Source organism: Stenotrophomonas sp. MMGLT7, from assembly GCF_021168555.1.
In the GTDB taxonomy this organism is placed as follows: domain Bacteria; phylum Pseudomonadota; class Gammaproteobacteria; order Xanthomonadales; family Xanthomonadaceae; genus MMGLT7.
In genome coordinates, this window is record NZ_JAJOZS010000007.1 from 116,887 (window position 1) to 131,922 (window position 15,036).

The following is a 15,036-nucleotide window of genomic DNA, read 5'->3' on the forward strand; positions in this document are numbered from 1 at the left end:
CCGCCATGACCCGGAAGCCAGATGCCACCGGAACCCTGCACCAGCGCCTGTTCGAGCAGGTACGGGCCGACGACCTCGATGCCGCGATCGCGGCCGGCCTGATGGACTACACGCCGGCGCCGGCCGACGAGCCGGGCCAGGCGGCCGTGCTGCTGGCCGCGCAACGGCGCCTGCGCGATGCCTGGGCCGCGCGCGAGCGCTATCGCGCGCGCGCCGCGCGGCTGCAGCGTCGTGCCGCCGAGCGCGAGGCCCGCCGCCGTGCCGTGGCCGCCGCTGCCGCTCCGGCCGCCGACAGCAAGCCGGCATTGCCGCCGGCGGTCGCCGCCGTGCTGGCCCGCGCCAAGGCCAAGGCCGAGGGCCGTTCCAGCCAATGAACACCACCACGCCTGCCCGCGTCCGCCGCGGGCCCACGCTCACGCGCGCGGAGATCCACGAACTGTTCTCGCGCCTGCGCGAACTCGATCCGCACCCGACCACCGAGCTGGAGTACCACACCCCGTTCGAGCTGCTGGTGGCGGTGATGCTGTCGGCGCAGGCCACCGACGTGGGCGTCAACAAGGCCACCCGCAAGCTCTACCCGGTGGCCAATACCCCGGCCGCGATCCTGGCGCTGGGCGAGGAAGGCCTGAAGCGCTACATCGCCACCATCGGCCTGTTCAACGGCAAGGCGAAGAACGTCATCGCCACCTGCCGCATCCTGCTCGACCAGTACGGCGGCCAGGTGCCGCGCGATCGCCAGGCGCTCGAAGCCCTGCCCGGCGTCGGCCGCAAGACCGCCAACGTGGTGCTCAACACCGCCTTCGGCGAACCGACCATCGCGGTGGACACGCACATCTTCCGCGTCGCCAACCGCACCGGGCTGGCGCCGGGCAAGGACGTGCGCGCGGTCGAGGACCGGCTGCTGAAGGTGGTGCCCGCCGAGTTCATGCAGGACGCGCACCACTGGCTGATCCTGCATGGCCGCTACGTATGCAAGGCGCGCAGGCCGGACTGCCCGCAATGCGTGATCCGCGACCTGTGCCGCTACAAGGACAAGACCACGGAGCGCTGACTCCGCTGATCCAGTCCGTCCCGCCGCACGAGCGAGATCTGTAGGAGCGACTTCAGGCGCGATGGGGCTCTACCGGTAGAGCCCCATCGCGACTGAAGTCGCTCCTACGGTCTACGGGCGCTCCTGCAGGTTGCGCCTGCGGTAGAGCCGTAGTCACGCCGGACCGGTGGCGGCTGCCTGGCGCCGCCAAACTTGCTAGGCTCCGCGGGCGGGCTCGGTCGGAGCCCGCTTGCGCATGCGGGAGCACCATCGAGCGCCATGATCGAGATCCGGGGATTGCACAAGCGTTACCAGACGGCGGACGGCCACCACCCTGCCCTGCGCGGCGTGGACCTGCATGTCGGCACCGGCGAGATCTTCGGCATCATCGGTCCCAGCGGCGCGGGCAAGAGCACGCTGGTCCAGTGCATCAACCTGCTCGAACGGCCGGACGCGGGCAGCATCGCCATCGGCGGGCAGACGCTGACCGGCCTGGACGAGGCACAGCTGCGCCGCCACCGCCAGCGCATCGGCATGGTGTTCCAGGGCTTCCACCTGATGACCCGGCGCACTGTCCACGGCAACGTCGCGCTGCCGCTGGAGATCGCCGGCGTAGCCGCCGCGCAGGTCGGCCCGCGGGTGGACCGGCTGCTGGAACTGGTCGGCCTGTCGGCGCTGGGCGAGCGCTACCCGGCCCAGCTCAGCGGCGGGCAGAAGCAGCGGGTGGGCATCGCCCGCGCCCTGGCCAACGAACCGGACGTGCTGCTCAGCGACGAGGCGACCTCGGCGCTGGACCCGGAAACCACCGCCTCGATCCTGGCGCTGCTGCGCCGGATCAACCGCCAGACCGGCATCACCGTGGTGATGATCACCCACCAGATGGACGTGGTGCGGGCCATCTGCGACCGGGTGGCGGTGCTCGACCAGGGCCAGGTGGTCGAACAGGGCGACACCGCCGAGCTGTTCGCCGCCCCGCGCCACCCGGTGACCCGGGCCATGGTCGCGGCGGCCACCGCCTCGGAACTGACCGCCGAGAGCCTGCAAGCCCTGCGCCGGCGCCTGGACCAGCGCGAAGCCGGCGACGGCGCGGCGAGCGTCCAGCTGTGGCGGCTGCGCCTGTGCGGCGGCGAGGCCGGGGACTGGATCTCCAGGCTCGCGCGCGATACCGGACTGGACCTGACCCTGCTGCAGGCCCGGGTCGAGGACATCCAGGGCAATGCCGTCGGCACCGTCTTCGTCCTTGCCCGCGGCAGCGCGGCAGCGCTCGAACAGGGCCGGCGGGCGCTGGGCGAGCACCGCATCCAGCCGCAGGTGGTGGAAATGGACGCACTGCAGGCAGGGAGCGGGCGATGAGCGCGGCGATGCTGCAACTGCTGTGGCGCTCGCTGCTGGAGACCCTGCTGATGGTCGGCGTCTCCGGGCTGGTCGCGGTGCTGGCGGGAATCCCGCTCGGGGTGGCGCTGATCGTCAGCGAGCGCGGCGGGCTGGTGCCGTTCCCGCTGTTCAACCGCGTGCTGGGGGCACTGGTCAATGCCACCCGCTCGGTCCCGTTCGTGATCCTGATGGTGGCCATCGTGCCGCTGACCCGGCTCGTCGCCGGGACCTCGATCGGCACCACCGCGGCGATCGTGCCGCTGGCGCTGGCGGCGATCCCGTTCATGGCCCGGCTGGCCGAGAACGCGCTGCGCGAGATCGACCCCGGGCTGGTGGTGGCGGCGCGGGCGATGGGCGCCTCGCCGCTGCAGGTGGTGCTAAAGATCATGCTGCCGGAGGCGCTGCCGGGGCTGGTGGCGGCGGTCACCGTGACCCTGATCGGCCTGATCGGCTACTCGGCGATGGCCGGCGCGATCGGCGGCGGCGGGCTCGGTGATCTGGGTATTCGCTATGGTTATCAGCGCTTCCTGCCGGAAGTGATGGCGATCGTGGTAGTGGTATTGATCCTGCTGGTACAGCTGATCCAGAGCCTGAGCGATTGGCTGGTCCGCAGGCTTTCCCATCGCTGACCCCAGGGGCCTCGTCCATGCCTGTATCGTCCGTGCGCGCGCTGCCGCGCCTGTTCCGTCTCGTCGTGCCGGCACTGGCCGCGCTGGCACTGGCTGCCTGCGGCCGCGGCGGCGACGGCAGCGCCCCGCTCAAGGTCGGGGCGACCACCGGGCCGCACGCGGAGATCCTGGAGGTGGTCAAGGCCGAGGCCGCCAAGCAGGGATTGCCGATCGAGGTCGTGGAGTTCACCGACTACGTCCAGCCCAACGCCGCGCTCGAGGCCGGCGACCTGGACGCCAACAGCTACCAGCACCTGCCGTACCTGGAGAGCACCAACGCCGACCGCGGCACCCACCTGGTCAGCCTCGGCCGCACCTTCGCCTCGCCCATCGCCGTCTACAGCCGCAAGTATCCGTCGCTGGACGCCCTGCCCGAGCGCGCCCGCATCGCCATCCCCAACGACCCGACCAACGGCGCGCGCAGCCTGCTGGTGCTGCAGCAGGCCGGCGTGATCGGCCTGCGCGCCGATGCCGGCATCCGTGCCGGCGTGCAGGACATCGAGGACAACCCGCGCCAGCTGCGCTTCGTCGAACTGGATGCCGCCCAGCTGCCGCGCTCGCTGGACGACGTCGATGCGGCTGCGGTCAACACCAACTACGCGCTGGAGGCCGGCCTGGACCCGGTACGCGAGTCGATCGCGCGCGAGGCGACCGACTCGCCCTACGTCAACGTGTTCGCGGTGCGCGCCGCCGACAAGGACCGGCCCGAACTGCATCGGCTGTACGACATCTATCGCAGCGAGCCGGTCAGGCAGTTCATCCTGGAACGCTACAAGGGCGCGCTGGTCCCGGCTTGGTGAGCGCGCCGCGGGAGCGGTCGCGCCCCTGAGAGAAGCAACCTGTAGGAGCGACTTCAATCGCGATGGGGACTTGCCGGTAGAGCCCCATCGCGACTGAAGTCGCTCCTACAGTCGCTCCGGCATCACTCCCCGAGCGTGGGCCTGTCCTTCATGGATATGCGCGCTCGCGCAGCCACTTGGTGGCGATCCACTTCTCGCCTTCCAGCACCGGCGCGCCGGCGTGCAGGCTGCGCGTCATCGGGTGCGGGCGGTCGTAGCTGAAGAACACCGCATTGCCCTTGACCGCGGCCGCCTCGAACCTGGCGTCCGGGAACACCGTGGCACCGCCGCGGGCGGGCGTGTTGAGGTACATCACCAGCGTGGCCACGCGCTGGCCGCCGCACCTGGCCACCGCCTCGCTGCCGGCGCGCTGCGGATCGAAGTAGTCGTAGTGCGGGCGGTACTCGGCTCCGGTGCCGTAGTGCAGTATCTGCAGGCCCTCGCCGTGGTCCAGCGGCCAGTCCAGCAATCGTGCGATCCGCGCCTCGATGCGCGCGCACAGCGCATTCTCGCCGCGGGCGAAGCAGGTCCCCCGGCTGGTCCTGTGCGCGTGCACGAGGCCCTCGCCGGTCTCGGGATCGACCGTGGTCGAGCGCGAGAGGCGACTGCGCGACAACCCCACCAGTGCGTCGCATTCCTCGTCCGACAGCAGCCCGCCGAGGACCACGACCCGCGGCAGCAGCATCTGCGCCAGGACCTGCACCCGCCGGTCGCCGGCATCGAGCACCGCCGCGCCATTCAACTCGAACGCCGCCGGCACGCGCGCCGGCGGCGGTGATCCGGATTCCCGCGCCTGCTCGAGCAGGTAGCCGCGCACGGCCTCCTCCACCGCGTCGATCGCCTCCTGTTCGTTCCAACCGTCCGCATACAGCGCCTGCAGCACGACGCCGGGGTCCTGGCCGGCAAGCGCCTGCTCCACGGCCCAGCGTTCGAGTTCCGGCGACAGGTGTCGCGCCATGGGCATCGTCCCGCCGCGGGCGGGCTCCAGCAAAGGACCTGGTGACGGAAATTCCATCACGGCCATGACAACGCCATGACAGCTGCCCGGCACGCATTTCGATCCCCGCAGGAAGGCACGCTCAGGCATCGGCTCGGTGTCGGGAGAACGAGTCACCGACCTGTCACAGACAGCACCTATAAATCTTCCTTAACGCAAGCCATACGGATCGCGCGCCCGCATCCGATCGCGAGCGAACTGTGGCCTGTCCCCGCTTCCCTTGAATTCCTTTTCGAACACTCACTTTTTTGGAGAGAGAGCATCATGTCGTCCAGCCACAATGCCAAGACCCTCCTGATGACCTTCGCCGCCGCCTTCGCCCTCAGCGGCTGCGGCGGCGGTGCCGACAAGGTGGTCTCCCCCGGCACCCCGAGCAATCCGCCGGCCCCGACTCCCACGCCGAGCCCCACGCCGACCCCCACGCCATCGCCGGGCGGCAGCGCCGCCGAGAGCTGCCCGGACGGCACCGTCAACCAGGGCACCATCGCCAGCGACAGCCTGCGCGCCTGCCGCCTGCCTTCGGAAATCCTCGGCGACCTGACCCTGCGCAACATCGACGGCGTGGCCTACCAGATCCAGGGCCAGGTCAACGTCGGCCAGGACCAGCTGGGCGACAGCGCGGTCAACGATGCCTCCAAGCGCGGCCGCCTGCTGATCGAACCGGGCGTGACCCTGTTCGGCTCCAGCGGCCCGGACGTGCTGCTGGTGCAGCGCGGCTCGCAGATCCACGCGCTGGGCACCCGCGAGCAACCCATCGTCTTCACCTCGCGCAACGACCTGGAAGGCAACGGCGCCAAGTTCGACTGGGCCGGCGTGGTGCTGATGGGGCGCGCGCCGATCAACAACTGCATCGGCGGCGCCACTCCCGGCGCGGCCGACTGCCAGGGCGCGGTGGAAGGCACCAGCAACGCCTACGGCGGCGGCAACGATCCGACCGACAGCAGCGGCGAAATGAGCTACGTGCAGATCCGCTACTCCGGCTACGTCCTCGGCGCCGGCAACGAACTGCAGTCGCTGACCCTGGTCGGCGTCGGCAGCGGCACCAAGATCGACCACTTCCAGTCGCACTACAGCGGCGACGACGGCATCGAGATCTTCGGCGGCACGGTCAACCTGAGCCACATCGTCATCACCGAGGCCGACGATGACTCGCTGGATACCGACTGGGGCTGGAGCGGCGGCGTCCAGTACGGCCTGGTCGTGCGCAAGACCCCGTCGGTGAAGGGCGTCGCCGACTCCGGCTCGATCTTCGAGTGGTCGGCCCTGGACCAGACCCCGACCTCGACGCCGAAGGTGTCCAACTTCACCGTCTACACCACCGACCCGACGCTGGACTCGCTGGTCAAGGTCAACCAGGGCACCAACGCATACGTGTGGAACAGCGTGCTGGTGACCGCCCCGGCCTCGGCCAACCAGAAGCAGGCCGACGTGTGCTTCGACATCACCGGCACCGGCACCGGCATCGAACTGCTGTCGAACCACTTCACCTGCGACAAGCGCGACAAGAACTCCGAGACGACCGCCAAGGTCGATGCGGCCACCAAGACCGGCACCGTGTTCGGCGCCTCGACCCTGACCAGCGCCTACATCAACGGCCAGAACGAGAACGCGGTGACGCCGGCCGCGGTCAACGCCAAGCACGGCTTCTTCGACGACGTGGACTACATCGGCGCGGCCAAGGACGCCAACGACGCCTGGTGGCAGGGCTGGACGGTCGGCCTGGAGTAACCGGCCGCGACTGCTCCCCCCGTGCACGAGGATGCGGCGGCCCGAGGCCGCCGCATCCTCCATCAAGCCTGCCCGATGCAGCCAAGGTCCACGCCCATGACGTCCTCCAATCCCCGATCCAATCCATTGCGCCGCGGCCTGTTCATCGCCATCGGCACGGCGCTGGCCCAGCCCGTGCTGGCCCAGGAAACCACGCAACAGACAACGCCGCAGGCCACCCAGATCGACACGGTGACCGTGCGCGGCGAGTACATCCCCGAACCGATGGCCAACACCGCCGAGGTGGCCAGCTTCGTCACCCGGGAAGATCTCCAGCGCACCGGCGACAGCGATGCCGCGCAGGCACTGGCCCGCGTCAGCGGCCTGAGCGTGGTCGGCGATAAGTACGTGTACGTGCGCGGCCTCGGCGAGCGCTATTCCTCGGCGCTGTTCAACGGCTCGCCGCTGCCCTCGCCCGAACCGATGCAGCGCGTGGTGCCGCTGGACCTGTTCCCGAGCGAGGCGCTGCAGAGCATGACCGTGCAGAAGACCTATTCGGCCAGGTACCCCGGCGAGTTCGGCGGCGGCGTGATCGACCTGCAGAGCCTGAACGTGCCGGAAGACAGCTTCCTCAAGCTGTCCATCGGCATCGGCGGCAACAGCGTCACCACCCGCGAGAAGGGCCTGACCTACTACGGCGGCGGCGACAGCGACTGGTGGGGCTACGACGACGGCCGCCGCGACCTGCCCAGCGAGGTCATCCACAGCCACCAGGCACTGACCCAGGCCAACTACAGCCGCGAATGGCTGGCCGCGTTCGGCAGCGCGCTGAACAACCCCAACCTGTTCGTGCTGCAGCAGAAGAACAAGATCGATCCGGACTTCAACTTCGGCGGCAGCGCCGGCACCTCGTACGACATCGGCGACGACCTGAAACTGGGCGTCGTCGCGGTGGCCGACTTCAAGAACGAATGGCGCACCCGCACCGGCAAGCAGCAGAACGGCGTGTTCACCGGCGCCGGCGCGGACACCTACGAGGACTACGACTTCGCCACCACGCGCATGAACGCCCGCGTCAACGGCCTGCTCGGCCTCGGCCTGCAGGGCCGGCGCCACTCGCTGTCGTGGAACACCCTGTACGTGCACGACACGCTCAAGGAAGCCAAGTCCCGCGACGGCTACAACTTCAACGTCGGCGTCGACATCCGCGAGGACGGCACCCTGTGGCTGGAGCGCAAGCTGATCAACCACCAGCTGTCCGGCAAGAGCAGCTTCGGCGAATACGACGACTTGAAGGTCGAATGGCGCCTGGCCAAGTCCAAGGCGACCCGCACCACCCCCTACGAGACCAGCGTCCGCTACGCCGACATCGACGGCACCTGGCTGCACGGCAGCGGCAACAACTCGCTCAAGTTCGGCGCGGTGGACGACGAGGTGGCCAGCGGCGGCGTCGATTTCGTCTGGCGCCTGCCGATCGAGCGCGAGCTGAGCCTGAGCTTCGGCGCGGCCTATTCCGACAACGACCGCGAAGCGGTGCAGCGCAGCTTCCGCTTCGACACGACCAACAATGCCGCCCTGCCCGTGTACAACCAGTACCAGCGCATCGACTACCTGTTCTCGGACTACAACTTCCAGAACGGCCTGCTGACCCTGAACGAGATCACCGCCAACAACAACGGCGAGTCGGCCTACAAGGGCACGCTCAAGACCAAGGCGGCCTACCTGCAACTGGAAGGCGACATCGCCCCGGCGTGGCGCGCGGCGCTGGGCCTGCGCTACGAAGACGCCACCCAGGCGGTGCATCCGCTGGACATCTTCAGCGGCGCGCGCGTCGGCGGCATCTACGCCACCGCCCCGCTGCAGAACGACTACCTCCTGCCGGCGCTGACCATCACCTGGAACTTCGCCGAGAACCAGCAGATCCGCCTCGGCGCGTCCAAGACCATCGCCCGCCCGCAGTTCCGCGAACTGGCCCCGCAGCAGTACACCGACCCGGACAACGACCGCCTGTTCTTCGGCAATCCGTACCTGGTGGACAGCGAACTGGTCAACCTGGACCTGCGCTACGAATGGTTCTTCGGCGCCGGCGAGTACTTCACCGCCGGGCTGTTCCACAAGCACATCGACAAGCCGGTGGAAGCGGTGGTCGGCGATTTCGGCGGAAACCAGCTGTTCCAGGGCTTCCTCAATGCACCGGAAGCCACCTTGTACGGCGCCGAGATCGAATACAAGAAGTACTTCGACCCCGGCTTCAACTGGCTCGGCGACGGCCGCCTCTACTTCGCCAGCAACTACACCTGGTCCAAGTCGGAAGTGAACAGCAAGGACAGCGACACGGTGATCCCGCCGGGCTTCAACGGCGTGCCGCAGGCAGCCAGCAGCTTCGTCCGCGACGGCAGCCAGATGCAGGGCCAGAGCGAACACATCGCCAACCTCCAGTTCGGCGTGGAAAGCGAAAGCGCCGACCTGCAGGCGACCCTGATCGCCAACTACGTCAGCGAGCGGATCAGCGTGCGCGGCCGTTCCGGCCAGCCGGACTACATGGAAAAGCCGGGCACGACGCTGGACTTCGTGCTGCGCAAGGGCCTGGACTTCGGCTACGACTGGATCAAGCCGTCGCTGAAATTCTCGGCGCGCAATCTGCTCGACACCAAGCACGAGGAGTACCAGGAGCGCGGCGGCAGCCGCATCGACCTGTACACCTACAAGCCGGGCATCAGCTGGGACCTGAGCCTGACGCTGGACTTCTGATCCGGCGGCGGCCCGAGACACGAAGCCCGGCGGCCCGCCGGGCTTCGTGTTTCCGATGCAATGAGGCCGTCACATTTCTGACTCATCCTGTAACAAACCGGTTGCCCACCGCCCTTTCCGGCCCTTCTCCCGTGTCCATCTCGATCCCCAACCGCGCTCTGCCCCGGCACTGGCCCGTGCTGGCCGAAGCCGTGCTCTGGCTGCTGTTGCTGCTCCAGCTGGCGCGTTTCGGCTGGCTGCTGCTGGCCCCGGCCAGCGTCGCCGGCGCCCCGAGGATCACCGCGCTGCCCGCGCAGATCCCCGACCTGGCCGGGCACGCCCCCTTCTCCGGCAGCGGCGCCGACACGGCCACGGCGTCGGCCAGCCTTGACGGCTGGCGCCTGTTCGGCCTGCGCAGCGCGGCGGACGGCGGCGGCTCGGCCATCCTCGGCCGCGACAAGCAACCGCAGATGGCGTACGCGGTCGGCGACGAGATCGCACCGGGGCTGGCGCTGGCGAGGATCGCCGACGACCACGTCGAGTTCGGCGATGGCCGCCGCCTCGACCTGCCCGACGCGGGACCGGCGCCCGCAGCGGCGCGCCCGGCCGCGCCGCTGGCGACGGCCAGAGCGGCCGATGCCGCCGGCTTCGACACCTCGAAACTGCTCGACGCCGGCCTGCAGGCACGCACCGAGGACGGCCGCATCACCGGCTACACCCTGCTGCCGCGGGGCGGCAGCGAGCTGATGCTGCGCGGCATCGGCCTGCGCCCGGGCGACGTGCTGCTAAGCGTCAACGGCCAGTTCCTGTCGCCGGGGACGATGGCCGACCTGGCCAGGGAACTGCAGTCCAACCCGCAGGCGGTCGTCAGCTTCCAGCGCGACGGCCAGACCCGCACCCTGACTCTCGGAAGCGGCAAGCCATGAGCCCTAGCCACACCGGCCTGCTGCTGCTCGCGGCGACCGCCTTCGCCATTCCCGCCGTCCCCGCGCCGGCCCAGCAGGCGGCAGCCAATGCGCCGGCGCTGCGCATGCAGAACGTCGAACTGGCCGCGTTCATCCAGGACGTGGCGCGTGCCACCGGCACCACCTTCATCGTCGATCCGCGCGTGCAGGGGACGGTCAACGTCAGCCGCGACCAGTCGCTGTCCAACGAGGACCTGATCGGCGTGCTGCTGGCGGTGCTGCGCAGCAACGGCATGGTCGCGGTACCGGCCGGCACCGCCACCTACCGGGTGGTGCCCGACGACACCGCCGCGCAGCAGCCGGCCTCGCCGCTGGGCTTCGCCACCCGGGTGTTCCCGCTGCAGCGGATCGACGCGCGCGCCGCCGCCGAGACGCTCAAGCCGCTGCTCGGCCGCGGCGGCGTGGTCATGGCGCTGCCGCAGGGCAACCAGTTGCTGGTCGCCGACTACGCCGACAACCTGCGCCGCGTCCTCGGCCTGGTCGAGCAGATCGACCGCGACAGCGCCGGCATCGACACCGTGACCCTGCGCAACACCTCCGCGCGCGAACTGGCCGCGACCCTGTCCGAACTCTACGGCATCGGCGGCGACAAGGCCGGCGCGCCGCTGTCGGTGCTGGCGGTGGAAAGCAGCAACTCGCTGCTGCTGCGCGGCAACCCCGGGATGGTGCAGAAGGCGGCGAAGCTGGCGCTGGACCTGGACACCCGCGCCGAACGCGGCGGCGACGTGGCCGTGGTCCGCCTGCAGCATGCCAGCGCCGAACAGCTGCTGCCGGTACTGCAGCAACTGATCGGGCAGGCGCCCGACGCCACCGCCGCCGGGGCCGCGGACAACCCGGCCGCCGCCCTCGTCGCCACGGCCGGCGCCGGCACGCCCGCCAACACCCAGGTGATTTCCCCTGCCAGCGGCAAGCGCCCGGTGATCGTGCGCTATCCCGGTGCCAATTCGCTGATCGTGCATGCCGACCCGGACACCCAGCGCACCCTGCTGGACGTGATCCGGCAGCTGGACGTGCGCCGCGAGCAGGTGCTGGTCGAGGCGCTGGTGGTCGAGGTGTCGGAGGGTGCGGCCAAGCAGCTGGGCACGCAGCTGCTGCTGGCCGGCACCGACGGCAGCATACCGCTGGGCCTGACCCAGTTCTCCAACGGCGCCCCCGGCATGGTCTCGCTGGCCGGCAGCGCGCTGGCCGGCAGCAACGGCGACGATGGCGAGGACAGCATCGCCGACCTGGCCCGGCAGGCCGCGGCGCAGTCGCTGCTGGGACTGAACGGCGGCCTGTTCGGGTTGGCCGAGCGCCACGGCGACCGCGTGTTCGGCCTGATCATCAACGCAGTCAAGAGCGATACCGGCTCCAACCTGCTGTCGACCCCGTCGCTGCTGACCCTGGACAACGAGGAAGCGCACATCCTCGTCGGCCAGGAAGTGCCGGTCACCACCGGCGAGGTGCTGAGCACCAACAACGACAACCCGTTCCGCACCATCAACCGCCAGGACGTCGGCATCCAGTTGACCGTGCGCCCGCAGATCAACAGCGGCGGCGGCATCACCCTGACGATCAAGCAGGAAGTCTCCTCGGTCAACGGCACGGTCAGCAGCTCCAGCGACGAGCTGGTGCTGAACAAGCGCGAGATCCAGACCAATGTCGTGGTCGACGACGGCGCCATCGTCGCCCTCGGCGGCCTGCTCGACCACAGCGACCAGTCTCGCGTCGACAAGATCCCGCTGCTCGGCGACATCCCCGGCCTCGGCGCGCTGTTCCGCAACAGGTCCAACAGCCGCAGCAAGACCAACCTGATGGTGTTCCTGCGCCCGAGCATCGTGCGCACCGCCGCCGACGCCCAGCGCCTGACCGCGCAGCGCTACGGCTACCTGCGCGAGCGCCAGTGGCAGGGCGACCCGGCCGCGGCGGCCGAGCTGGACGCGGTGGTCCGCGACTACCTGCGCATCAACCCGCCGCTGCAGCCGCCGCCCGCGCCCGCCGCCGGCCCTCCGTCCCGGCAATGAACGCCGCCGCGCCCTTCCTCGCCTATGCCTTCGCCAAGCGCCATGGCGTGCTGCTGCTCGACGCCGGCGAGGACGCCGCCCACGTCGCCCTGCGCGAGGGCGAGGACCCGCGGGCGCTGCTGGAACTGCGGCGCGCGCTCGGCCGGCCACTGCGGATCGAAACGCTGGCGCGGCCGCTGTTCGACCGCCGGCTGTCGGAAATCTACGCCGATGCCGCGATGGGCAACGCCGCCGGGGTCGAGCAGCTGGACCTGCACGGCAACCTGGATTCGCTGATCGAGGACATCCCCAGCACCGCCGACCTGCTGGAGAGCCAGGGCGATGCGCCGATCATCCGCCTGATCAACGGCCTGATCGCCGAGGCCGCGCGGCTGGGCGCTTCCGACGTGCACATCGAATCGTTCGAATCGGCGCTGCGGGTGCGCTTCCGCGTCGACGGGGTGATGCGCGAGGCGCTGAACATGCCGCCGCGGATCGCACCGCTGCTGGTCTCGCGGGTCAAGGTGATGGCGCGGCTGGACATCGCCGAGAAACGCGTGCCGCAGGACGGCCGGGTATCGCTGGCGATGGGGTCCAAGCAACTCGACGTGCGCGTGTCCACCCTGCCCACGCGCGGCGGCGAGCGCGTGGTGCTGCGCATCCTCGACAAGGACCAGGGCGCGCTGTCGCTGCAGCAGCTCGGCATGGCCGCGCCGGCGCTGGCCGCGCTGCGCCGGGCGCTGCGCACGCCCAACGGCATCCTCCTGGTCACCGGCCCCACCGGCTCGGGCAAGACCACCACGCTGTACGCGGCACTGGCGTCGCTGAACGACGGCCAGCGCAACATCCTGACCGTCGAGGACCCGGTCGAGTACGCCATCGAGGGCGTCGGCCAGACCCAGGTCAACGCCCGCGTCGGCATGAGCTTCGCCGCCGGCCTGCGCGCGATCCTGCGCCAGGACCCGGACGTGGTGATGGTCGGCGAGATCCGCGACGGCGAGACCGCGCAGATCGCGGTGCAGGCCAGCCTGACCGGCCACCTGGTGCTGTCCACCGTGCATACCAACGACGCCGCCGGCGCGATCACCCGCCTGCGCGACATCGGCATCGAGCCGTTTCTGCTCGCGTCGAGCCTGCGCCTGGTGATGGCACAACGGCTGCTGCGGCGGCTGTGCCCGCACTGCCGCGCCCCGCGCGCGGCCGGCGACGCCCCCGCCGCGCTCGGCGGCGAACGCTTCGACGGCCCGCTGTACGCGGCGGCCGGCTGCGCGCAATGCAACCATACCGGCTATGCCGGGCGCATCGGCATCCACGAGTTCATCGTCATCGACGAACGCATCCGCCGGCTGGTCGCCGAGGACGCCGGCGAGGACGCGATCGCCGCCGTTGCCTTCGCCGGCGGCGGCCGCCTGTCCGATGCGGCGCGCGACGCGGTCGCCGCCGGCCTGACCACGCTGGAGGAAGCGGTGCGGGTGACCCGCCAGGAAGACACCCCGAGGGAGGGCGGCGGCGATGGCGGCGTTTGAGTATTCGGCGCTGGACCTGCAGGGCCGCACCCGCAGCGGCACGGTCGCCGCGGCGACGCTGCGCGAGGCGCGCGCGCTGCTGGAAGGACGGCAGCTGCTGCCGCTGCGGCTGGAGCCGGCGATGCAGCAGGAACGGCCGGGCCTGGGCGGCCGCTTCGGCGCCAGGGACCTGTCCCTGCTGACCCGGCAGCTGTCGACCCTGGTCGCCAGCGCGCCGCTGGAAGAGGCGCTGCGCACGATCGGCAGCCAGTCCGACCGCCGCGGCGTGCGCCGGGTGGTGATGGCCACGCACGCGCAGGTGCTGGAGGGCTTCCGCCTGGCCGACGCGATGGCCAGGCAGGGCAAGGCGTTCCCGCCGCTGTACCGGGCGATGGTCGCCGCCGGCGAGAGTTCCGGCGCGCTGCCGCAGATCCTCGAACGCCTGGCCGGACTGCTGGAACGCCAGCAGCAGGTCCGGGCCAGGCTGATCGGCACCCTGGCCTACCCGGCCGCACTGGCACTGACCGCGGTCGCGGTGGTGGTCGGGCTGATGCGCTTCGTCGTGCCGAAGGTGGTCGAGCAGTTCGACTCGATGGGGCGCGAACTGCCGTGGCTGACCCGCGCGGTGATCTTCGTCTCCGATTTCGTCAACCACTGGGGCTGGGCGCTCCTGCTCGCGCTGGCCATGGCCGGTGCGGTCTTCGTCCACCTGCTGCGGCGCGACGGTTTCCGCCTGCGCTTCGACCGCTGGCTGCTGCGCCTGCCGCTGCTCGGACGCCTGCTGCGCGACCTGCACGCCGCGCGGATGGCGCGCACGCTGGCGATCATGCTCGACAGCGGCCTGCCGCTGATCGAGGGACTGGCGATCACCGCGCGCACCGTCGGCAACCGCGTGCTGCGCGAGGCGACCGAGGCCATGGTCGCCTCGATCGACGAGGGCGGCAGCCTGTCGGCGGCGATGAAGCGCGCCGGCGTGTTCCCGCCGACCCTGCTCTACATGGCCGGCAGCGGCGAGAACAGCGGCCGCCTGGCGCCGATGCTCGACCGCGCCGCCGACTACCTCGAGCGCGAGATCGACACCTTCGCCAGCGCCACCCTGAGCCTGCTGGAGCCGGCGATCATCGTCGTCCTCGGCGGCGTGGTGGCAATGATCGTGCTGTCGATCCTGCTGCCGATCCTGCAATTCAATTCGATGGCGCTTTGAGGCCGGGATTCGGGATTGGGGATTCGGGATGACCA

12 protein-coding genes are annotated in these 15,036 nt (G+C 70.3%); 11 read left to right on the forward strand and 1 reads right to left on the reverse strand.

Going from position 1 to position 15,036, the window contains the following annotated elements; all coding sequences use genetic code 11:
- Nucleotides 1-5: 5 nt before the first annotated feature.
- The 5 genes from LRX76_RS10940 to LRX76_RS10960 all read left to right on the forward strand — a co-directional run bounded on the left by LRX76_RS10940 (nt 6) and on the right by LRX76_RS10960 (nt 3,872).
- Nucleotides 6-374 (forward strand): hypothetical protein, encoded by a 369-nt coding sequence (locus tag LRX76_RS10940; RefSeq protein WP_231805049.1) that lies wholly within the window; start codon nt 6-8, stop codon nt 372-374.
- Entirely contained in the window at nt 371-1,051 is a 681-nt protein-coding gene (gene nth / locus LRX76_RS10945; protein ID WP_231805052.1) for an endonuclease III, read from the forward strand. The genes LRX76_RS10940 and nth overlap by 4 nt, the downstream gene beginning before the upstream one ends.
- Nucleotides 1,052-1,309: 258 nt before the next feature.
- Nucleotides 1,310-2,383, forward strand: coding sequence for an ATP-binding cassette domain-containing protein (locus LRX76_RS10950; RefSeq protein ID WP_231805055.1), 1,074 nt, complete (start codon nt 1,310-1,312; stop codon nt 2,381-2,383).
- The gene (locus LRX76_RS10955; protein WP_231805058.1) at nt 2,380-3,033 is read left to right on the forward strand and encodes a methionine ABC transporter permease; all 654 of its coding nucleotides are present in this window, start codon (nt 2,380-2,382) and stop codon (nt 3,031-3,033) included. The genes LRX76_RS10950 and LRX76_RS10955 overlap by 4 nt, the downstream gene beginning before the upstream one ends.
- A 17-nt stretch (nt 3,034-3,050) precedes the next feature.
- Nucleotides 3,051-3,872: a MetQ/NlpA family ABC transporter substrate-binding protein gene (locus tag LRX76_RS10960; protein WP_231805061.1), complete on the forward strand. Its 822-nt coding sequence runs from the start codon at nt 3,051-3,053 to the stop codon at nt 3,870-3,872.
- 148 nt (nt 3,873-4,020) lie between these two features.
- On the opposite strand, the gene LRX76_RS10965 is transcribed toward LRX76_RS10960, so the two are convergent.
- The gene (locus LRX76_RS10965; protein ID WP_231805064.1) at nt 4,021-4,869 is read right to left on the reverse strand and encodes a 2OG-Fe(II) oxygenase; all 849 of its coding nucleotides are present in this window, start codon (nt 4,867-4,869) and stop codon (nt 4,021-4,023) included.
- 303 nt (nt 4,870-5,172) lie between these two features.
- Here LRX76_RS10965 and LRX76_RS10970 point away from each other — a divergent pair, with 303 nt between their 5' ends.
- The 6 genes from LRX76_RS10970 to gspF all read left to right on the forward strand — a co-directional run bounded on the left by LRX76_RS10970 (nt 5,173) and on the right by gspF (nt 15,001).
- A complete protein-coding gene (locus LRX76_RS10970; protein WP_231805067.1) occupies nt 5,173-6,636 on the forward strand; it encodes a hypothetical protein in 1,464 nt (487 codons plus the stop codon).
- A 96-nt stretch (nt 6,637-6,732) separates the two neighbouring features.
- On the forward strand, nt 6,733-9,366 hold the full coding sequence (locus LRX76_RS10975) for a TonB-dependent receptor (protein ID WP_231805070.1): 2,634 nt from the start codon (nt 6,733-6,735) through the stop codon (nt 9,364-9,366).
- A 176-nt stretch (nt 9,367-9,542) separates the two neighbouring features.
- Entirely contained in the window at nt 9,543-10,271 is a 729-nt protein-coding gene (locus LRX76_RS10980) for a type II secretion system protein N (RefSeq protein ID WP_231805073.1), read from the forward strand.
- Complete coding sequence (gene gspD, locus LRX76_RS10985) at nt 10,268-12,313, forward strand: type II secretion system secretin GspD (protein WP_231805076.1); 2,046 nt, start codon at nt 10,268-10,270, stop codon at nt 12,311-12,313. The genes LRX76_RS10980 and gspD overlap by 4 nt, the downstream gene beginning before the upstream one ends.
- A complete protein-coding gene (gspE, locus tag LRX76_RS10990; RefSeq protein ID WP_231805079.1) occupies nt 12,310-13,818 on the forward strand; it encodes a type II secretion system ATPase GspE in 1,509 nt (502 codons plus the stop codon). Before gspD ends, gspE begins: the two co-directional genes overlap by 4 nt.
- Nucleotides 13,805-15,001 (forward strand): type II secretion system inner membrane protein GspF, encoded by a 1,197-nt coding sequence (gspF, locus tag LRX76_RS10995; RefSeq protein ID WP_231805082.1) that lies wholly within the window; start codon nt 13,805-13,807, stop codon nt 14,999-15,001. The genes gspE and gspF overlap by 14 nt, the downstream gene beginning before the upstream one ends.
- Nucleotides 15,002-15,036: the final 35 nt, after the last annotated feature.

What these genes read in the sequence shown, in the direction of transcription:
- LRX76_RS10940 (WP_231805049.1), top strand. Translation starts at nt 6, where the DNA reads ATGACCCGGAAGCCAGATGCCACCGGAACCCTGCACCAGCGCCTGTTC.
- nth (WP_231805052.1), top strand. Translation starts at nt 371, where the DNA reads ATGAACACCACCACGCCTGCCCGCGTCCGCCGCGGGCCCACGCTCACG.
- LRX76_RS10950 (WP_231805055.1), top strand. Translation starts at nt 1,310, where the DNA reads ATGATCGAGATCCGGGGATTGCACAAGCGTTACCAGACGGCGGACGGC.
- LRX76_RS10955 (WP_231805058.1), top strand. Translation starts at nt 2,380, where the DNA reads ATGAGCGCGGCGATGCTGCAACTGCTGTGGCGCTCGCTGCTGGAGACC.
- LRX76_RS10960 (WP_231805061.1), top strand. Translation starts at nt 3,051, where the DNA reads ATGCCTGTATCGTCCGTGCGCGCGCTGCCGCGCCTGTTCCGTCTCGTC.
- LRX76_RS10965 (WP_231805064.1), bottom strand. Translation starts at nt 4,869, where the DNA reads ATGGCGCGACACCTGTCGCCGGAACTCGAACGCTGGGCCGTGGAGCAG.
- LRX76_RS10970 (WP_231805067.1), top strand. Translation starts at nt 5,173, where the DNA reads ATGTCGTCCAGCCACAATGCCAAGACCCTCCTGATGACCTTCGCCGCC.
- LRX76_RS10975 (WP_231805070.1), top strand. Translation starts at nt 6,733, where the DNA reads ATGACGTCCTCCAATCCCCGATCCAATCCATTGCGCCGCGGCCTGTTC.
- gspD (WP_231805076.1), top strand. Translation starts at nt 10,268, where the DNA reads ATGAGCCCTAGCCACACCGGCCTGCTGCTGCTCGCGGCGACCGCCTTC.
- gspE (WP_231805079.1), top strand. Translation starts at nt 12,310, where the DNA reads ATGAACGCCGCCGCGCCCTTCCTCGCCTATGCCTTCGCCAAGCGCCAT.
- gspF (WP_231805082.1), top strand. Translation starts at nt 13,805, where the DNA reads ATGGCGGCGTTTGAGTATTCGGCGCTGGACCTGCAGGGCCGCACCCGC.